This is a genomic window from Burkholderia sp. Ap-955 (genome assembly GCF_011753045.1).
GTDB lineage: Bacteria > Pseudomonadota > Gammaproteobacteria > Burkholderiales > Burkholderiaceae > Burkholderia > Burkholderia lata_D.
On the sequence record NZ_VWWH01000017.1, the window covers coordinates 81,552 to 94,450 of the forward strand.

At 67.9% G+C, this 12,899-nt stretch carries 12 protein-coding genes; 5 read left to right on the forward strand and 7 right to left on the reverse strand.

From position 1 onward, the window contains the following. Positions 1–153: 153 nt before the first annotated feature. Positions 154–474 (reverse strand): hypothetical protein, encoded by a 321-nt coding sequence (locus F3J15_RS12835; protein ID WP_166891469.1) that lies wholly within the window; start codon positions 472–474, stop codon positions 154–156. A 501-nt stretch (positions 475–975) separates the two neighbouring features. Here F3J15_RS12835 and F3J15_RS12840 point away from each other — a divergent pair. Beyond that, positions 976–2,373: a sigma-54 dependent transcriptional regulator gene (locus tag F3J15_RS12840; protein ID WP_089483562.1), complete on the forward strand. Its 1,398-nt coding sequence runs from the start codon at positions 976–978 to the stop codon at positions 2,371–2,373. A 41-nt stretch (positions 2,374–2,414) separates the two neighbouring features. Beyond that, positions 2,415–3,386 carry a thymidylate synthase gene (locus tag F3J15_RS12845; RefSeq protein ID WP_089439519.1) on the forward strand — a complete coding sequence of 324 codons (972 nt, stop codon included), beginning with the start codon at positions 2,415–2,417 and terminating at the stop codon, positions 3,384–3,386. Positions 3,387–3,487: 101 nt separating this feature from the next. Here F3J15_RS12845 and F3J15_RS12850 read toward each other — a convergent pair whose 3' ends face one another. Together F3J15_RS12850 and F3J15_RS12855 are read right to left on the reverse strand one after the other, a co-directional pair. After that, complete coding sequence (locus F3J15_RS12850) at positions 3,488–6,076, reverse strand: DUF6600 domain-containing protein (RefSeq protein ID WP_166891472.1); 2,589 nt, start codon at positions 6,074–6,076, stop codon at positions 3,488–3,490. 162 nt (positions 6,077–6,238) lie between these two features. After that, positions 6,239–6,946: a helix-turn-helix transcriptional regulator gene (locus F3J15_RS12855; RefSeq protein ID WP_046545220.1), complete on the reverse strand. Its 708-nt coding sequence runs from the start codon at positions 6,944–6,946 to the stop codon at positions 6,239–6,241. 199 nt (positions 6,947–7,145) lie between these two features. On the opposite strand from F3J15_RS12855, the gene F3J15_RS12860 reads away from it, so the two are divergent. Next, positions 7,146–7,286 (forward strand): hypothetical protein, encoded by a 141-nt coding sequence (locus tag F3J15_RS12860; RefSeq protein ID WP_164991999.1) that lies wholly within the window; start codon positions 7,146–7,148, stop codon positions 7,284–7,286. A gap of 130 nt (positions 7,287–7,416) precedes the next feature. Then, positions 7,417–7,929: an acyl-CoA thioesterase gene (locus F3J15_RS12865; RefSeq protein WP_039370920.1), complete on the forward strand. Its 513-nt coding sequence runs from the start codon at positions 7,417–7,419 to the stop codon at positions 7,927–7,929. 54 nt (positions 7,930–7,983) lie between these two features. On the opposite strand, the gene fumC is transcribed toward F3J15_RS12865, so the two are convergent. The 3 genes from fumC to F3J15_RS12880 form a co-directional block, all read right to left on the reverse strand. Next, positions 7,984–9,378: a class II fumarate hydratase gene (gene fumC / locus F3J15_RS12870; RefSeq protein WP_047850516.1), complete on the reverse strand. Its 1,395-nt coding sequence runs from the start codon at positions 9,376–9,378 to the stop codon at positions 7,984–7,986. Positions 9,379–9,533: 155 nt separating this feature from the next. Then, positions 9,534–10,922: a multidrug efflux MATE transporter NorM gene (gene norM, locus F3J15_RS12875; RefSeq protein ID WP_089445186.1), complete on the reverse strand. Its 1,389-nt coding sequence runs from the start codon at positions 10,920–10,922 to the stop codon at positions 9,534–9,536. 135 nt (positions 10,923–11,057) lie between these two features. Further along, positions 11,058–11,276, reverse strand: coding sequence for an RNA-binding S4 domain-containing protein (locus F3J15_RS12880; RefSeq protein ID WP_006486208.1), 219 nt, complete (start codon positions 11,274–11,276; stop codon positions 11,058–11,060). A gap of 270 nt (positions 11,277–11,546) precedes the next feature. On the opposite strand from F3J15_RS12880, the gene F3J15_RS12885 reads away from it, so the two are divergent. Further along, entirely contained in the window at positions 11,547–11,954 is a 408-nt protein-coding gene (locus tag F3J15_RS12885) for a hypothetical protein (protein ID WP_166891475.1), read from the forward strand. 123 nt (positions 11,955–12,077) lie between these two features. Here the strand turns inward: F3J15_RS12885 and F3J15_RS12890 are convergent, their stop codons facing one another. Further along, positions 12,078–12,863 (reverse strand): DUF4088 family protein, encoded by a 786-nt coding sequence (locus tag F3J15_RS12890; RefSeq protein ID WP_089445187.1) that lies wholly within the window; start codon positions 12,861–12,863, stop codon positions 12,078–12,080. Positions 12,864–12,899 lie beyond the last annotated feature (36 nt).

A 12,899-nucleotide genomic window follows, 5' to 3' on the forward strand; every position in this document is an offset into this window, starting at 1 on the left:
CGCGGCGACGGAATGAATAAAAAGAGTGCCCGCCGGGGGACGGAGCACAAAAACCGCATCGTGTTGCGAGCGTGACGATACCGGCATCGGGTCAATGCTGGCCGGCTCGATCAAATCAATACGGAATCCTGATCAAATGGATCGACTCGTACATCACTGATGCGTACTGCCTTGCGTGGTGCCTTCCATCGCGTGCTGCCAGTCGCCCGGATGCGGTGCGGGAAGTGGCATCGGCAATTGAGGCGGTGGCGGGATCTCGTCCCACAGGGTCACCGACGTCCTGCCGGCCGGCAGCGGTTGCGGTGACGACACGGTCACGATGCCGAGCCCGTTGCCGTGTTGCATGCCCGGCGCGTTGGCCGCAAGCAGCATGGCGCGATCCGGAATCGTGCTTTCGTCTGCGCGTGCGGGCGGGCCGGCGGCCGCGACCGCAATGGTCATCGACACGAAAGAAAGTAAAAGATGTTTTCGCATGGTCGCTGTCTCCGACGGTTTCCATGTTTAGCGAAATGCATGCCATTGCGCCGGGACCGTTGTCGAGACTGCGATTCGTGCTCAAGCGTTGCGAATCGCGTCGGAAAACGGCTGAAAATGTTTCAGGCCTGAAACGAGGGGGCTCGGGAATACTGCGGATTCAATCGACACGCTTCAAGGATGAAAATCGTCGCAAGTGTTGATGACAGAGCGATCGCTGCGCCGGGGGCTATGTGCAGACGATTGACATGCATCGACCTCCTGAGCGATACGGCCGCATCGCCCACCGCGCTGAAACCGGATTGTCGTATTCAGTGCCTACAACTAAGCTGTCTTGATCAAAATAACTGGACGCGAGATAAGCGCCATCATGCGAGGCTTTGTCGTCGCCACGCATCGGCATGGCGAATCGAGCCGCCTTCGGCTGACCGATTCGATCCTTTTCGCACGCGACGTGGCGTGCGCGGCAATCGTTAGACGGTTGATGAACGGGGTGAGCATATGGGCGCCGATCAGCGGCACGTGGTCTACTATTCGCGCGAACCGAACGACGCGTTGCGCGGCCATTTCGACGAATGCGGTTGGCGTGTCGATCTCGCGGAGACCGTGCGAGACGTACGACGCGTCGTGCAGCATGGTATCGCAACGGCCGGGCTGCTCGATTTTTCGCCGGGCTTCAAGCCTTCCGACCTGCGCGAACTCGAATCCTGTCTGAGCATTCAGCACATCGGCTGGATCGCGGCGACGCGCCGCGGCCAGTTGCAGGACGCTACGCTGCGCCATCTCATTCGCGACTACTGTTTCGACTACGTGACGATGCCGTACGAGACGGCGCGGATCGTCGAGACCGTCGGCCATGCACACGGGATGATCGCGCTGACGGAAACCGTTGCGCCGCCCGTCGGTGCCGGACGCAGCGAAGGCGAAATGGTCGGGACCTGCGATGCGATGCTCGGGCTCTTCAGGACGATACGCCGCGTCGCGGCGACCGACGCGCCGGTGTTCATCTCCGGCGAATCGGGTACGGGCAAGGAACTGACGGCGGTCGCGATTCACGAACGTTCGTCGCGCGCGCAGGCGCCTTTCATCGCGATCAATTGCGGTGCGATTCCGTCGACGCTGTTGCAGGCCGAACTGTTCGGCTATGAGCGCGGCGCGTTCACCGGCGCGAACCAGCGCAAGATCGGCCGCGTCGAGGCCGCCAACGGCGGCACGCTGTTTCTCGACGAGATCGGCGACTTGCCGCTCGAAAGCCAGGCGAGCCTGCTGCGCTTCCTGCAGGAAGGCAAGATCGAGCGGTTGGGTGCGCACGTGTCGGTGCCCGTCGACGTGCGCGTGATTTGCGCGACGCATGTGGACATGGAAGCGGCGCTGCGCGAAGGGCGGTTCCGCGAGGACCTGTTCCATCGCCTGTGCGTGCTGAAGATCGAGGAGCCGCCGCTGCGCGCGCGCGGCAAGGACATCGAGGTGCTCGCGCGCCACATGCTCGAGCGTTTCAAGGGCGACGCGCATCGTCGCCTGCGCGGCTTTTCCCCTGACGCGGTCGCGTCGCTGTACGGCTATTCGTGGCCGGGCAACGTGCGCGAGCTGATCAATCGCGTGCGCCGCGCGATCGTCATGTCGGAAGGCCGGATGATCACTGCAGCCGATCTCGAGCTGAACGACTTCGCGACGCTCGCGCCCGTATCGCTGCTGGAGGCGCGCGAGGCGGCCGAACGGCAGGCGATCGAGCAGGCGCTGTTGCGCCATCGCGGCCGTTTCGCGGATGCCGCGCGCGAACTCGGCGTGTCGCGCGTCACGCTCTACCGGCTGATGTGCGCACACGGCATGCGCGATCGCGGCGACACGCTGGCAGGGTTTTCGGCGCCGTCGCCGGAGCTTCCTCGCCACGCTTGCTAAAATTGGCGGGTACGGCCGCCCTCGCGGCCGAAGGAACCCGCATGAAACAGTATCTCGATCTCGTTCGTACCATTCTCGATACCGGCACCTGGCAGGAGAACCGCACGGGGATCCGCACCATCAGCATGCCGGGCGCGATGCTGCGCTTCGACCTGCAGCAAGGCTTCCCGGCCGTGACGACCAAGAAGCTGGCATTCAAGTCGGCGATCGGCGAACTGGTCGGCTTCCTGCGCGCGACGCGCAGCGCGGCCGATTTCCGCGCGCTCGGCTGCAAGGTGTGGGATGCGAACGCGAACGAGAACGCGCAATGGCTCGCGAACCCGTATCGCCAGGGCGTCGACGATCTCGGCGACGTGTACGGCGTGCAATGGCGCCAGTGGCCGGGCTACAAGGTGCTCGACGCGGGCGCCGACGCGCAGATCGCCGATGCGACGCGCCGCGGCTTCCGGATCGTCACGCGTTTCGACGAAGACGGCGCGCCGAAGGTGCTGCTGTACAAGGCGATCGACCAGTTGCGCCAGTGCCTGGACACGATCATGGAGAATCCGTCCGACCGTCGCATCCTGTTTCACGCGTGGAATCCGGCCGTGCTCGACCAGATCGCGCTGCCCGCGTGCCACCTGCTGTACCAGTTCCTGCCGAATGCGACGAAGCGCGAAATCTCGCTGTGCCTGTACATCCGCAGCAACGACGTCGGCCTCGGCACGCCGTTCAACCTGACGGAAGGGGCCGCACTGCTGGAACTCGTTGGCCGGCTGACGGGCTACACGCCGCGCTGGTTCACGTACTTCATCGGCGACGCGCACATCTACGAGAACCAGCTCGACATGCTGCAGCGCCAGCTCACGCGCGAGCCTTACGAGAGCCCGCGGCTCGAGATTGCCGAGCGCGTGCCGGAATACGCGAAGACGGGCGTCTACGCGCCCGAGTGGCTGGAACAGATCGAGCCGTCCGATTTCTCGCTCGTCGGCTACCGCCACCATGAGCCGCTGACCGCGCCGATGGCGGTCTGATCGAGCAAGCCGGGCCGCGCGGATGCATCGAGCCGCGCCCGTAGAAAAAAGGCCCGACCGGCTGATCCCGGTCGGGCCTTTTTGTTTCACGTTTGCGGCGCTTACTGGCGATGCCGCTCTTCGTGACCGCCTTGCGGCGGCGGGTTGCTCGGGTGGGGCGCCTCGACGTGCGGTGCCGGTTGCGGCCGCGGTTCCATGCGCGGTGCGGGCATCGACGGGCGCGGTTCCATGCGTGGCGCCGGCTGCGGTCGCGGCTCCATACGCGGCGCGGGCTGTGGCCGCGGCTCCATGCGCGGCGCCTGCGGTTGCGGGCGCGGCATGTCATGCACGGCGGGGGCCGGCGGACGGTACTCGTTCACACGGGGCGGCGCGACTTCGCGGTGCGGCGCCGGTTGTGCGAATTCGGGGTGCGGTTGCGGCGCAGCTGCCGCCCGTTCCGGTTGCGATTGCCCATGCTGGGCCGGCGACTGGAAATCGGGGCGCGGACGCGGCTGCGGAATCTGCGCCGTGCTGTCGAGCCGCGGTTGCGGCAGGGCGCGAGGCGCTTCGTTCCGGCTGTCGGGCTGCGTGCCCTGCGGCGTCGGCACGCCTTCCGGATGCGGCACCGCCGCGCTGCGCACGGGCGGCAGCGCATTCTGTCCCGCCGCGTGGAGCGCGGTCGGCGGAGCAGGGCGTTGACGTTCCATCGGTGTGTGCGGCTGCATCCACGCGGGTGACGGCGTCTCGGCCGCATGTGCATTGCCGATGCCAGCCGGACCGTTGTTCGCGACCGGCGGATGCGGGACGCCGTTGCCGGACCCGAATGCCTGATGCGGCACCGGGTTGCCGGGCGCCTGCGGCATGCCGCCGTTGGCGAAACGCGGTGCGTTGGGGGTTTCGCCGTTCGCCGGCCGCGCGACATTCGGCGTGCCCGGTATCGGCATGCCCGGTATCGGTGTGCCCGGCCGCCCGGCCTGCACGGCGGCCGGCTGGCCTTCGCGAGGCGCGCGAGCCGGTTGCACGACGGGGCCGTGCGGATTCACGAGCTGCACGTTGTGCATCGCCCATGCGCCGCCGTCCGGCTTGCCCGGAACGCGGACCGGGCGAGCCGTATAGTCGGCCGGCACGTTCGTCTTCACGACAGGTGCGCCGGCACCCGGTACGCGCGCGCCTTGCTGCGCGAGATGGGCTGCCGCGTGGTCGAGATACGCGGCCGGCACGGCGGGATTGCGCGTCGCGACGTACGGATGCTGGGCAATCGCTGCAGGCGGACGGTAGCTCGCATTGCGCAGCCCGCCCGTGAAGCTCTGGCGCACCGGCGCAATGCCCGGTGTCCCCGGCGTGACGTGCGCGTTGCGCCATTGTTGCGGATCGACGTGCTGCGAGAAGTGCGCGACCGGCTGGCCGTGCACGAACGCGGAGGCCGGTACGGCCGTGATCGCGTGCGGCGCGCGGAAGTTCACGTACGTCTTGTTGATGTTGGTGATATTGGTGATGTTCGTCACGTTCACGGTCTTGTTCACGTTGACGTTGTTCACCACGATGTTGCGGTTCACACGGTCGTAGTAGTGCGGGCTCCAGCCGCCCCAGCCCGGATGCCATGGTTCGCCCGGGCCGAGCGCGAACCACGCGCAGCCGGCCGCGGCGACGCCGCCCACCGTGAGCGCGACGCTCCAGTCGGGGCCGCCGCCCCCGCCCACGAACGCGACCAGTGCCGGCGCATAGACCGGCGGCTGGCTGACGACCAGCGGGCCCGGTACCCAGGCCCAGCTATCGTCCACGTATGCCCAGCGGCCGTAGTGATACGGCGCGAAACCCCAGGGCGCGTCGTCGACCCACGTCCAGCCCCACGGTGCCTGCCAGATCCAGTGGCCGTCGTGATACGGCGCCCAGTCGGCCGGCGTGTCGTTCGGCACCCATACCTGGCCGTAATTCGGCGTTTCGCGCCATGTGCCGTTCGCGTCGAGATCCTGGTAGCCGGGCATGTCGCGGGACACATAGCGAGCCGACACCGAGCGCTCCTCGGCCGCGTCGCGGCTGGCGGCCCACTGGTCGAGCGGATCGGGGCCCGGGGCGGCGGATTGCTGTGCGACCTGCAGGTCGGTGCCCGTGAACACGACCTGCTGCCCGGGCGACAGCGGGTACTGGCCATTGCTGCCGTAGACGGTCGCACTGCCGCTGCGCACCGTGACCGTCGTGCTCGCGCCGTTCGGCGCGACGTCGACGCGATAGTCGCCGGGGCCCGTGATGCCGAGCGCGAGGTTGGGCGTGTCGATTTCGTATGATCCGCCGGCCGGCAGGTCGCGTACGTGCGTCGATACGGTGCCGAGCCCCACTTTCAGCTGGGTCGTCGTGTCGTCGAGGTTCAGCACCGACACACTCGTCGATTCACCGAGCCGCACCGCGGTCGAGCCAATGTGCAGTTCCGAGCGCGCACCGGCATCGTTCCAGAGCTGGTCGCCGGTCGTCAGCGGCCGGTTCACGGCGGCATACGACCACGTATCGGTGCCGGCCGGTTCGGTCGTCACGGCGCCCGACAGGTAATTGAGCCGCGCGACACGACCGGGCGGATCGCCGCCCGGTTGCCGTGCCGCCGCCGCATAGGGCGGGGCGCCGGCCGATTGCGCGAATGCGGGGGGCAGTGCCGCAAGCGCGATGAACGCGACCAGCGTGCAGCGGGCGGTTCGCTTGAGCGTGAACAGGGTGGCCATGGTGAGCGTCTTCGTCATTATCGCGGCGCGTCGATTCGTGCCGTTGAGTTCACAATATCCGCTCGGCCTGTTTCAATGCTCGGTGTTTTGTAAGTCGAATGGCACGCGATGTAACAAAACCTGTCGATCGCGCGCCGTTGTCGTGCAGACGCAATCCAGGCGTCAAGCGGACGTAAGCCACCCGTCGAAAACCTGCTGTCCGGGCACCGTGACGCGCAGCACACGCGGCCGTGCGGCGCGCTCGATCCAGCCGTGCGCGCAGAAGCTCTCGAGCAGCGCCGCACCGAGTGCGCCGCCGAGATGCGAGCGCCGTTCGCTCCAGTCGAGGCAGCCGCATGCGAAGCGGCGCCGGCGCGTGCGTTGCTGCGCGACGTCGATGCCCCATTGCGCGAGCGCCTGGGTGCCGAGTTCGGTGGTTTCGATCGCATCGCCGTCGGCAAGCAGCCAGCCGCGGGCGGTGAGCCCGTCGAAGATGCGCACCGCGAGTTCGCCGGCCATGTGGTCGTAGCAGGTGCGTGCATAGCGCAATTCGGCCGGGACCGTGCGGGACGGCGCCGGAACCGGGCGATGCGGCGCGGCTGCACGCGCGACGTTCGCGAGCGCCTCGAGCGAGGCGGCGATGTCGGCCGATGCGATCCGGTAGTAGCGGTGCCGGCCGCGCACGTCGAGCGCGAGCAGGCCGCCCTCGGTCAAGCGCGCGAGGTGGGCGCTTGCAGCGGACGGCGACAGCCCCGCGATCATCGTCAGCTCGCCTGCCGGTCTTGCGCTGCCGTCCATCAGCACCCACAGCATCGCGGCGCGCCCCGGGTCGGCGATCAGCGAGCCGATGCGGCTCAGGCCCGGAAAGTGGTGGTCGTCTTGGTCGGTCATCGTCGTGTCTCGTCAGGCGGGATGATCTTCAGTGTAGCGGGCGCGCGCATTCGATGTTTCGCTTTGGGCTGAAATATCGGATGCACGGGCGCGGGCGTCGTCGACGCGGCGGAACCGGGCTGCGGCCGCTTGCAGGGCGCGCGTAGAATGATGGCCGAAAGCGGCTGCAGCGGGCGGCCGCACGTGACACGATGCAACGATGAAGACGATTTTCTGTTTGCTGGCGGCCGCGCTCGTCTGCGCGGCCTGTGCGCAGGGCGGTGCGGGCGCGTCCGGCGAGCGCGGCGGCAGCATCGAGATGTACGGAACGATCGATCAGGGCATCACGGTGCGCCGCTGACCGGTGCCGGCCGTGCGCGCGCCGGGCCAATCCCCGGCAGCCGCGCCACACGGGGCGCCCCGCGACGCGTTGCCGCAGCGCAACGTATAATGGCCCGTTTACAGCGCCCCTGCCGCCTGGAGCCAACAAGATGTCCCAACCGTCCCCCGTACCGGCCGCCCTCGACCGCACCGAAACCGTATTCCGCTTCCTCGCCGAGCCGTCGTCCGTGAACTTCGGCGGCAAGGTGCATGGCGGCGCGCTGATGAAGTGGATCGACGAGGTCGCGTATGCGTGCGCGGCCGTCTGGTCGAGCCGCTATTGCGTGACGGTCAGCGTCGGCAACATCCGTTTCCAGCGTCCGATCATGGTCGGCAATCTGGTCGAGCTGAAGGCGCGCGTCGTCGCGACGGGCCGCACCAGCATGCACATCCATGTGTCCGTGCATGCCGGCGATCCGAAGGGCGGCATGCTGCGCCAGACGACCGATTGCCTCGTCGTGTTCGTCGCGGTCGACGAGAACGGCAACCCGGTGCCGGTGCCGCCGTTCGTGCCCGAGACCGACGAGCAGAAGGTGCTCGCGAAATATGCGGCCGACGTGCGGGCCGCGCTCGACAAGATCGTCGAGATGAAACCGGAAGAGGTCGCGAAGGGCGCGGTCTGACCGCTGCGGGCGCCGCGCATCGCGCCGCGCCCGTCGTCCTGCTTCTTCTTGCCGTTACTGCGACCCGATCATCTGCTCGGGACGTACCCACGCATCGAATTCCGCCTCGGTCAGGTAGCCGAGCGCGAGCGCGGCCGCCTTCAGCGTCGTGCCTTCCTTGTGCGCCTTTTTCGCGATCTGCGCCGACTTGTCGTAGCCGATGTGCGGATTGAGCGCCGTCACGAGCATCAGCGATTCGTTCAGCAGCAGGTCGATCCGCGAGCGGTTCGGCTCGATGCCCACTGCGCAGTGGTCGTTGAAGCTCTGCGCGCCGTCGGCGAGCAGCCGCACCGACTGCAGCACGTTGTGCGCGATCATCGGCCGAAACACGTTCAGCTCGAAGTTACCGCTCGCGCCGCCGACGTTGACTGCTACGTCGTTGCCGAACACCTGGCAGCACAGCATCGTCACGGCTTCGGACTGCGTCGGGTTCACCTTGCCCGGCATGATCGAGCTGCCCGGCTCGTTTTCCGGAATCGACAGCTCGCCGAGCCCGCAGCGCGGCCCGCTCGCGAGCCAGCGGACATCGTTCGCGATCTTCATCAGGCCGGCCGCGACCGTCTTCAGCGCGCCGTGTGCGAACACCAGCGCGTCGGCCGCCGCCATCACCTCGAACTTGCTCGGCGCCGTCACGAACGGCAGCTTCGCGAGCCGGCCGATTTCATCGGCGACGCGCACCGCGAACTCCGGATGCGCGTTCAGCCCCGTGCCGACCGCGGTGCCGCCGAGCGCGAGTTCGTACAGGTGCGGCAGCGCCGATTCGACGTGACGGATGCCCTGGTCGAGCTGCGCAACGTAGCCGGAAAACTCCTGGCCAAGCGTGAGCGGCGTGGCGTCCTGCAAGTGCGTGCGGCCGATCTTCACGATGTCGGCGAACGCCTTCGACTTCGCATCGAGCGTCGTGCGCAGCGTGCGCAGCGCCGGCAGCAGGTGGTTGACGATCGCGTACGCGGCCGCGACGTGCATCGCGGTGGGGAAGACGTCGTTCGACGACTGGCCGCGGTTCACGTCGTCGTTCGGATGAACCTTGCGCGCTTCGCCGCGCTCGCCGCCCATCAGTTCGCTCGCGCGATTCGCGATCACCTCGTTGAGGTTCATGTTGGTCTGCGTGCCGGAGCCCGTCTGCCACACGGCGAGCGGGAATTCGCGCGGATGCTTGCCGGCGATGATCTCGTCGGCCGCGTCGATGATCGCGCGCGCCTTGTCGTCAGCCAGCACGCCGAGCGACTGGTTCACGGCCGCCGCCGCGCGCTTGACGATCGCGAGCGCGTGGATCAGCTCGGGCGACTGCTTCTCGGTCGAGATCCGGAAATTCTGCAGCGAGCGCTCGGTCTGTGCGCCCCAGAGCCGGTCGGCCGGCACGGCGATCTCGCCGAACGTATCGCGTTCCATCCGAACTGCTTCGTTCATGATCCACTCCTCCAGAAAAGGGGAAAGGCCGCGCGTGGTCGCGCGGCATCAGACGCAATCAGACGTATCGTGAGGCAGTCGCGCCGCTTGCGCGGCGTCTCGAGGTCTTCAGCCGACTAGCATAGCGCCGGCCCGGAATTCGCGTCTTGTCGCGCTCAGTGCGACGACGTCACGAGCGACGCGCTCTTCAGATGGAAGCGCCACGCCATCAGCACGGCCACGCTGGCGAGGCCGGCCGCGAGGCCCCACCAGAGGCCGCGGGCGCCGAGGCCCACGTGGAACGCGAACCAGTAGCCGGTCGGAAAGCCGATGCCCCAGTAGCCGAGGGTCGCCGCGAGCATCGGGATGCGCGTGTCCTTCAGGCCGCGCAGCGCACCCGACCCGACGGTCTGCGCGCCGTCGACGATCTGGAACACCGCGGCGATGCCGAGCAGCGACGCGGCGAGCGACACGGTGGCCGCGTTGGCCGGATCATCGAGGTTCAGGTACAGGCCGACGATCGCATGCGGCGCGACGATCAGCACGATGCCCGACAGCGTCATGAACGCGACACCGAGGCCGAGTGCGACGAAGCCGGCATGCCGCGCGGCGACGGGTGCCCCTGCGCCGACCCAGTAACCGACCCGGACGTTGGCGGCCTGGCCGATCGCGAGTGGCACCATGAACGCCACCGACGCGACGTTCAGCGCGATCTGGTGGGCGGCCAGCGACGTCGCGCCGAGCACGCCGACCGTCAGGCCGGTGGCGAGGAACAGCGTCGACTCGACTCCGTATGTGATCGCGACGGGCCAGCCGATGCCGATCAGTTCGCCCATCATCGGCAGCTTCGGGCGTGCGGCCGTGACGAAATGGCGGAAGCGCTGCCGGCCGTGGAGCAGCCAGATCAGGGCGAATGCGGTGAGCCAGATCGTGATCGTCGTTGCGACGGCCGAACCGAGGAAGCCGAGGCGCGGCAGCCCGAACGCGCCGTGGATCAGCCCGTAGTTCAGCACGCCGTTCACGCCGACACCGCCGATCGACACCCACAGCAGCCGGCGCGCCGCGCCGATTGCCGGCAGGAACGCGCGCATCAGCCCGACGCCGATCAGGCTGCCGAGCGCGGCGAAACGCAGGATACCGGTGTATTCGCCGACGTGATGCGCGAGCAGCGGCGGCTCGTGGAACATCAGCAGGATCGGTTCGGACAGCGACAGCGCGATGATGGCCGGAATCGCGAGCAGCACGGACAGCGCGAAGCCGGTCCAGTAGATGTGCGGGACGCGCTCGTCGGCCTTGGCGCCGCGCGCATGCGCGACGCTGACGCTGACCGACGACAGCACGCCTTGCAGCACCGTCACGATGACGAAGAAGAAGTTCGCGCCGAGCCCGCCCGCCGCGAGCGAATCGGGGCCGAGCGAGCCGAGCAGCACCGTGTCGGTGACGCTCATCGCCATCTGCGAGAGCTGCGCGATCGCGAGCGGCGCGGCGAGGCGCGCGGTATCGGCGGCATGACTGGACAGGGACGGCGGCGCGGCGGCCGTCCGCGTAAGACCGGAATGCGACATGGAATGGGCGCTCGCGCGGGTGCGGGCCCGCGCTATATGTATTTATTTTGAGAGACGGTTAGCTTACGGCTTTATTCGAACGGTGTCGAACGCGCGCGCCGATGGCCATGTCGCAGGCAGGGGGAACCGTCGGCCCTAGGCTTCGCGCACGGCAATGCGCGTGTCGCCGAGCAGGACGACCTGGCCCGCGCGGATCTTGCAGGTCTTGCGCAGCTCGACCGCGCCGTCGACTTTCACCGCGCCGGACGCGACGATCAGCTTCGCGGTGCCGCCGCTGTCCGCGAGGCCGGTGATCTTGAGAAGGTTGTGCAGCTCGACGTATTCGCCGGTCAGCGTGAAATCCAGATTGGGCATGACGAAGAAGGTGCGCAAAGCGCGGGAGGAATCGCCTCGCATCATACGGCACCACGGGCCGGCGCGCGAGCGCGGTCGGCCGCCGCCCGCAGTTGTTAGGGAGTGTGAGCCATTCGTCAGCAAATGAAACGGTGGGTAACAGTCTGAGAGATTCGAGAACCGGCCGCGCGGGCCGAGGGTCTTCTGTCGTACCTGCTGCGTGTTGCGGCGGGGGACGCAACGGACCGCATCGCTGCGGTTCGGGCTCACAACTTCCTGAGGAGAATTGCCATGTCCAAGATTCGTACGATGCTGATCGGTGCCGCGTTGACGGCGTTCGCCACTTCGGCCGCATTTGCCCAGACGGGCACGGCGGTGCAGGGTGCAGCCGGTGCCGGCGTACAGGCGCAGACGCCGGCGGCAGGTGCCGGTGCCGGTGCCGGCATGCAGGGCGGCGCGGGCGCGAACGCGTCGGGCAATGCGGCAGGCGGCGCAACCGATGCAGTCGGCGCGGCAGCCGATGGCGCGAAGGAGTCGGCGTCGTCGGCCGTCCACTCGGCCAAGAAGCACACGAAGCATGCCGCGAAGTCGGCCAAGAGCCATGTCGGTTCGGCCAAGGCGAAGGCTGGCGAAGCGACCGAAGGCGGTGCGTCGGTCGGCGCGGAAGGCGGTGCATCGGCCCAGGGCGCCACGCAGTAAGCGGTGGCCGGCGCCGCGCGACGCTCGTCCTCGACGGCGCGTCGCGACGGTGGCCATCCGACGGCCCGGTTCGCGTGGCGCGAACCGGGCCGCTTTCATCTGTCGATGCGATCGGGCGCGCCGTTACGGCCGCCGTTGGCTTTGCCCCTGGCCCTGCTGACCCTGCGCCGGCCGTGCGGCCGTCGGGGTGAATACGCTGCGCAGCCACGCGGCGAGCCGGGCGAAGACGTCGTACGGTTCCTCGACGAAGATCTCCGGCTTCAGCAGCCGCAGGTACTCCATGATCTGCTGCGCTTCCTGCTTCTGGAACGAGCCGTGCGCGAGCCCGAGCCGCAGCAGCCCGCGTAGTTCGCCGAGCTTGTCGCGCGCGGTGCTGCCGACGCTCATCTCGCACGCGAGCTTGGCCTCGTAGACCCGTTGTCGCAGCGATTCCGCGAGCCGCCACGCAGGCGTCTGCATCAGCTCCTCGAGCGTCTGGATGTCTTGCGCCGCCCCCTTGATCTGCGAGGCGAGCGGATCGATCAGCGACGGGTCGCCCTGCGCTTCGGCGACGATCGCTTTCGCCCAGTCGCGGCAAGCCTTCGCGAGTTCGTCGGGGGTCCATTCGGAGCGCGACGCGAAGCCGAAGCCGAATTCGCCGGCTTGTCGCATCAGGATCGCGACGACGTCCGGAAATTCCTTGTCGAGCGTGCGTTTTGCCCACGCGTACTGACCGCCCTGCAGCATCCGCTGCACCGCGTGTTCGGTCAGCGGCACCATGTTGTCGAGCAGCTTGGCGCGCAGGAAATCCTCGAACGACGGCGTCGCGAACTGCGGGTCGAGTTTCAGCGACACGCGGACGAACGCGTCGTAGTCCTTGCGCAGGGACTCGAGCGTGTCGTCCTTGAGGGAAAGGGTGATCTGGCCCATGAATCGTCTCGATGGCGGCCCGTGCAAGCCGGCGGC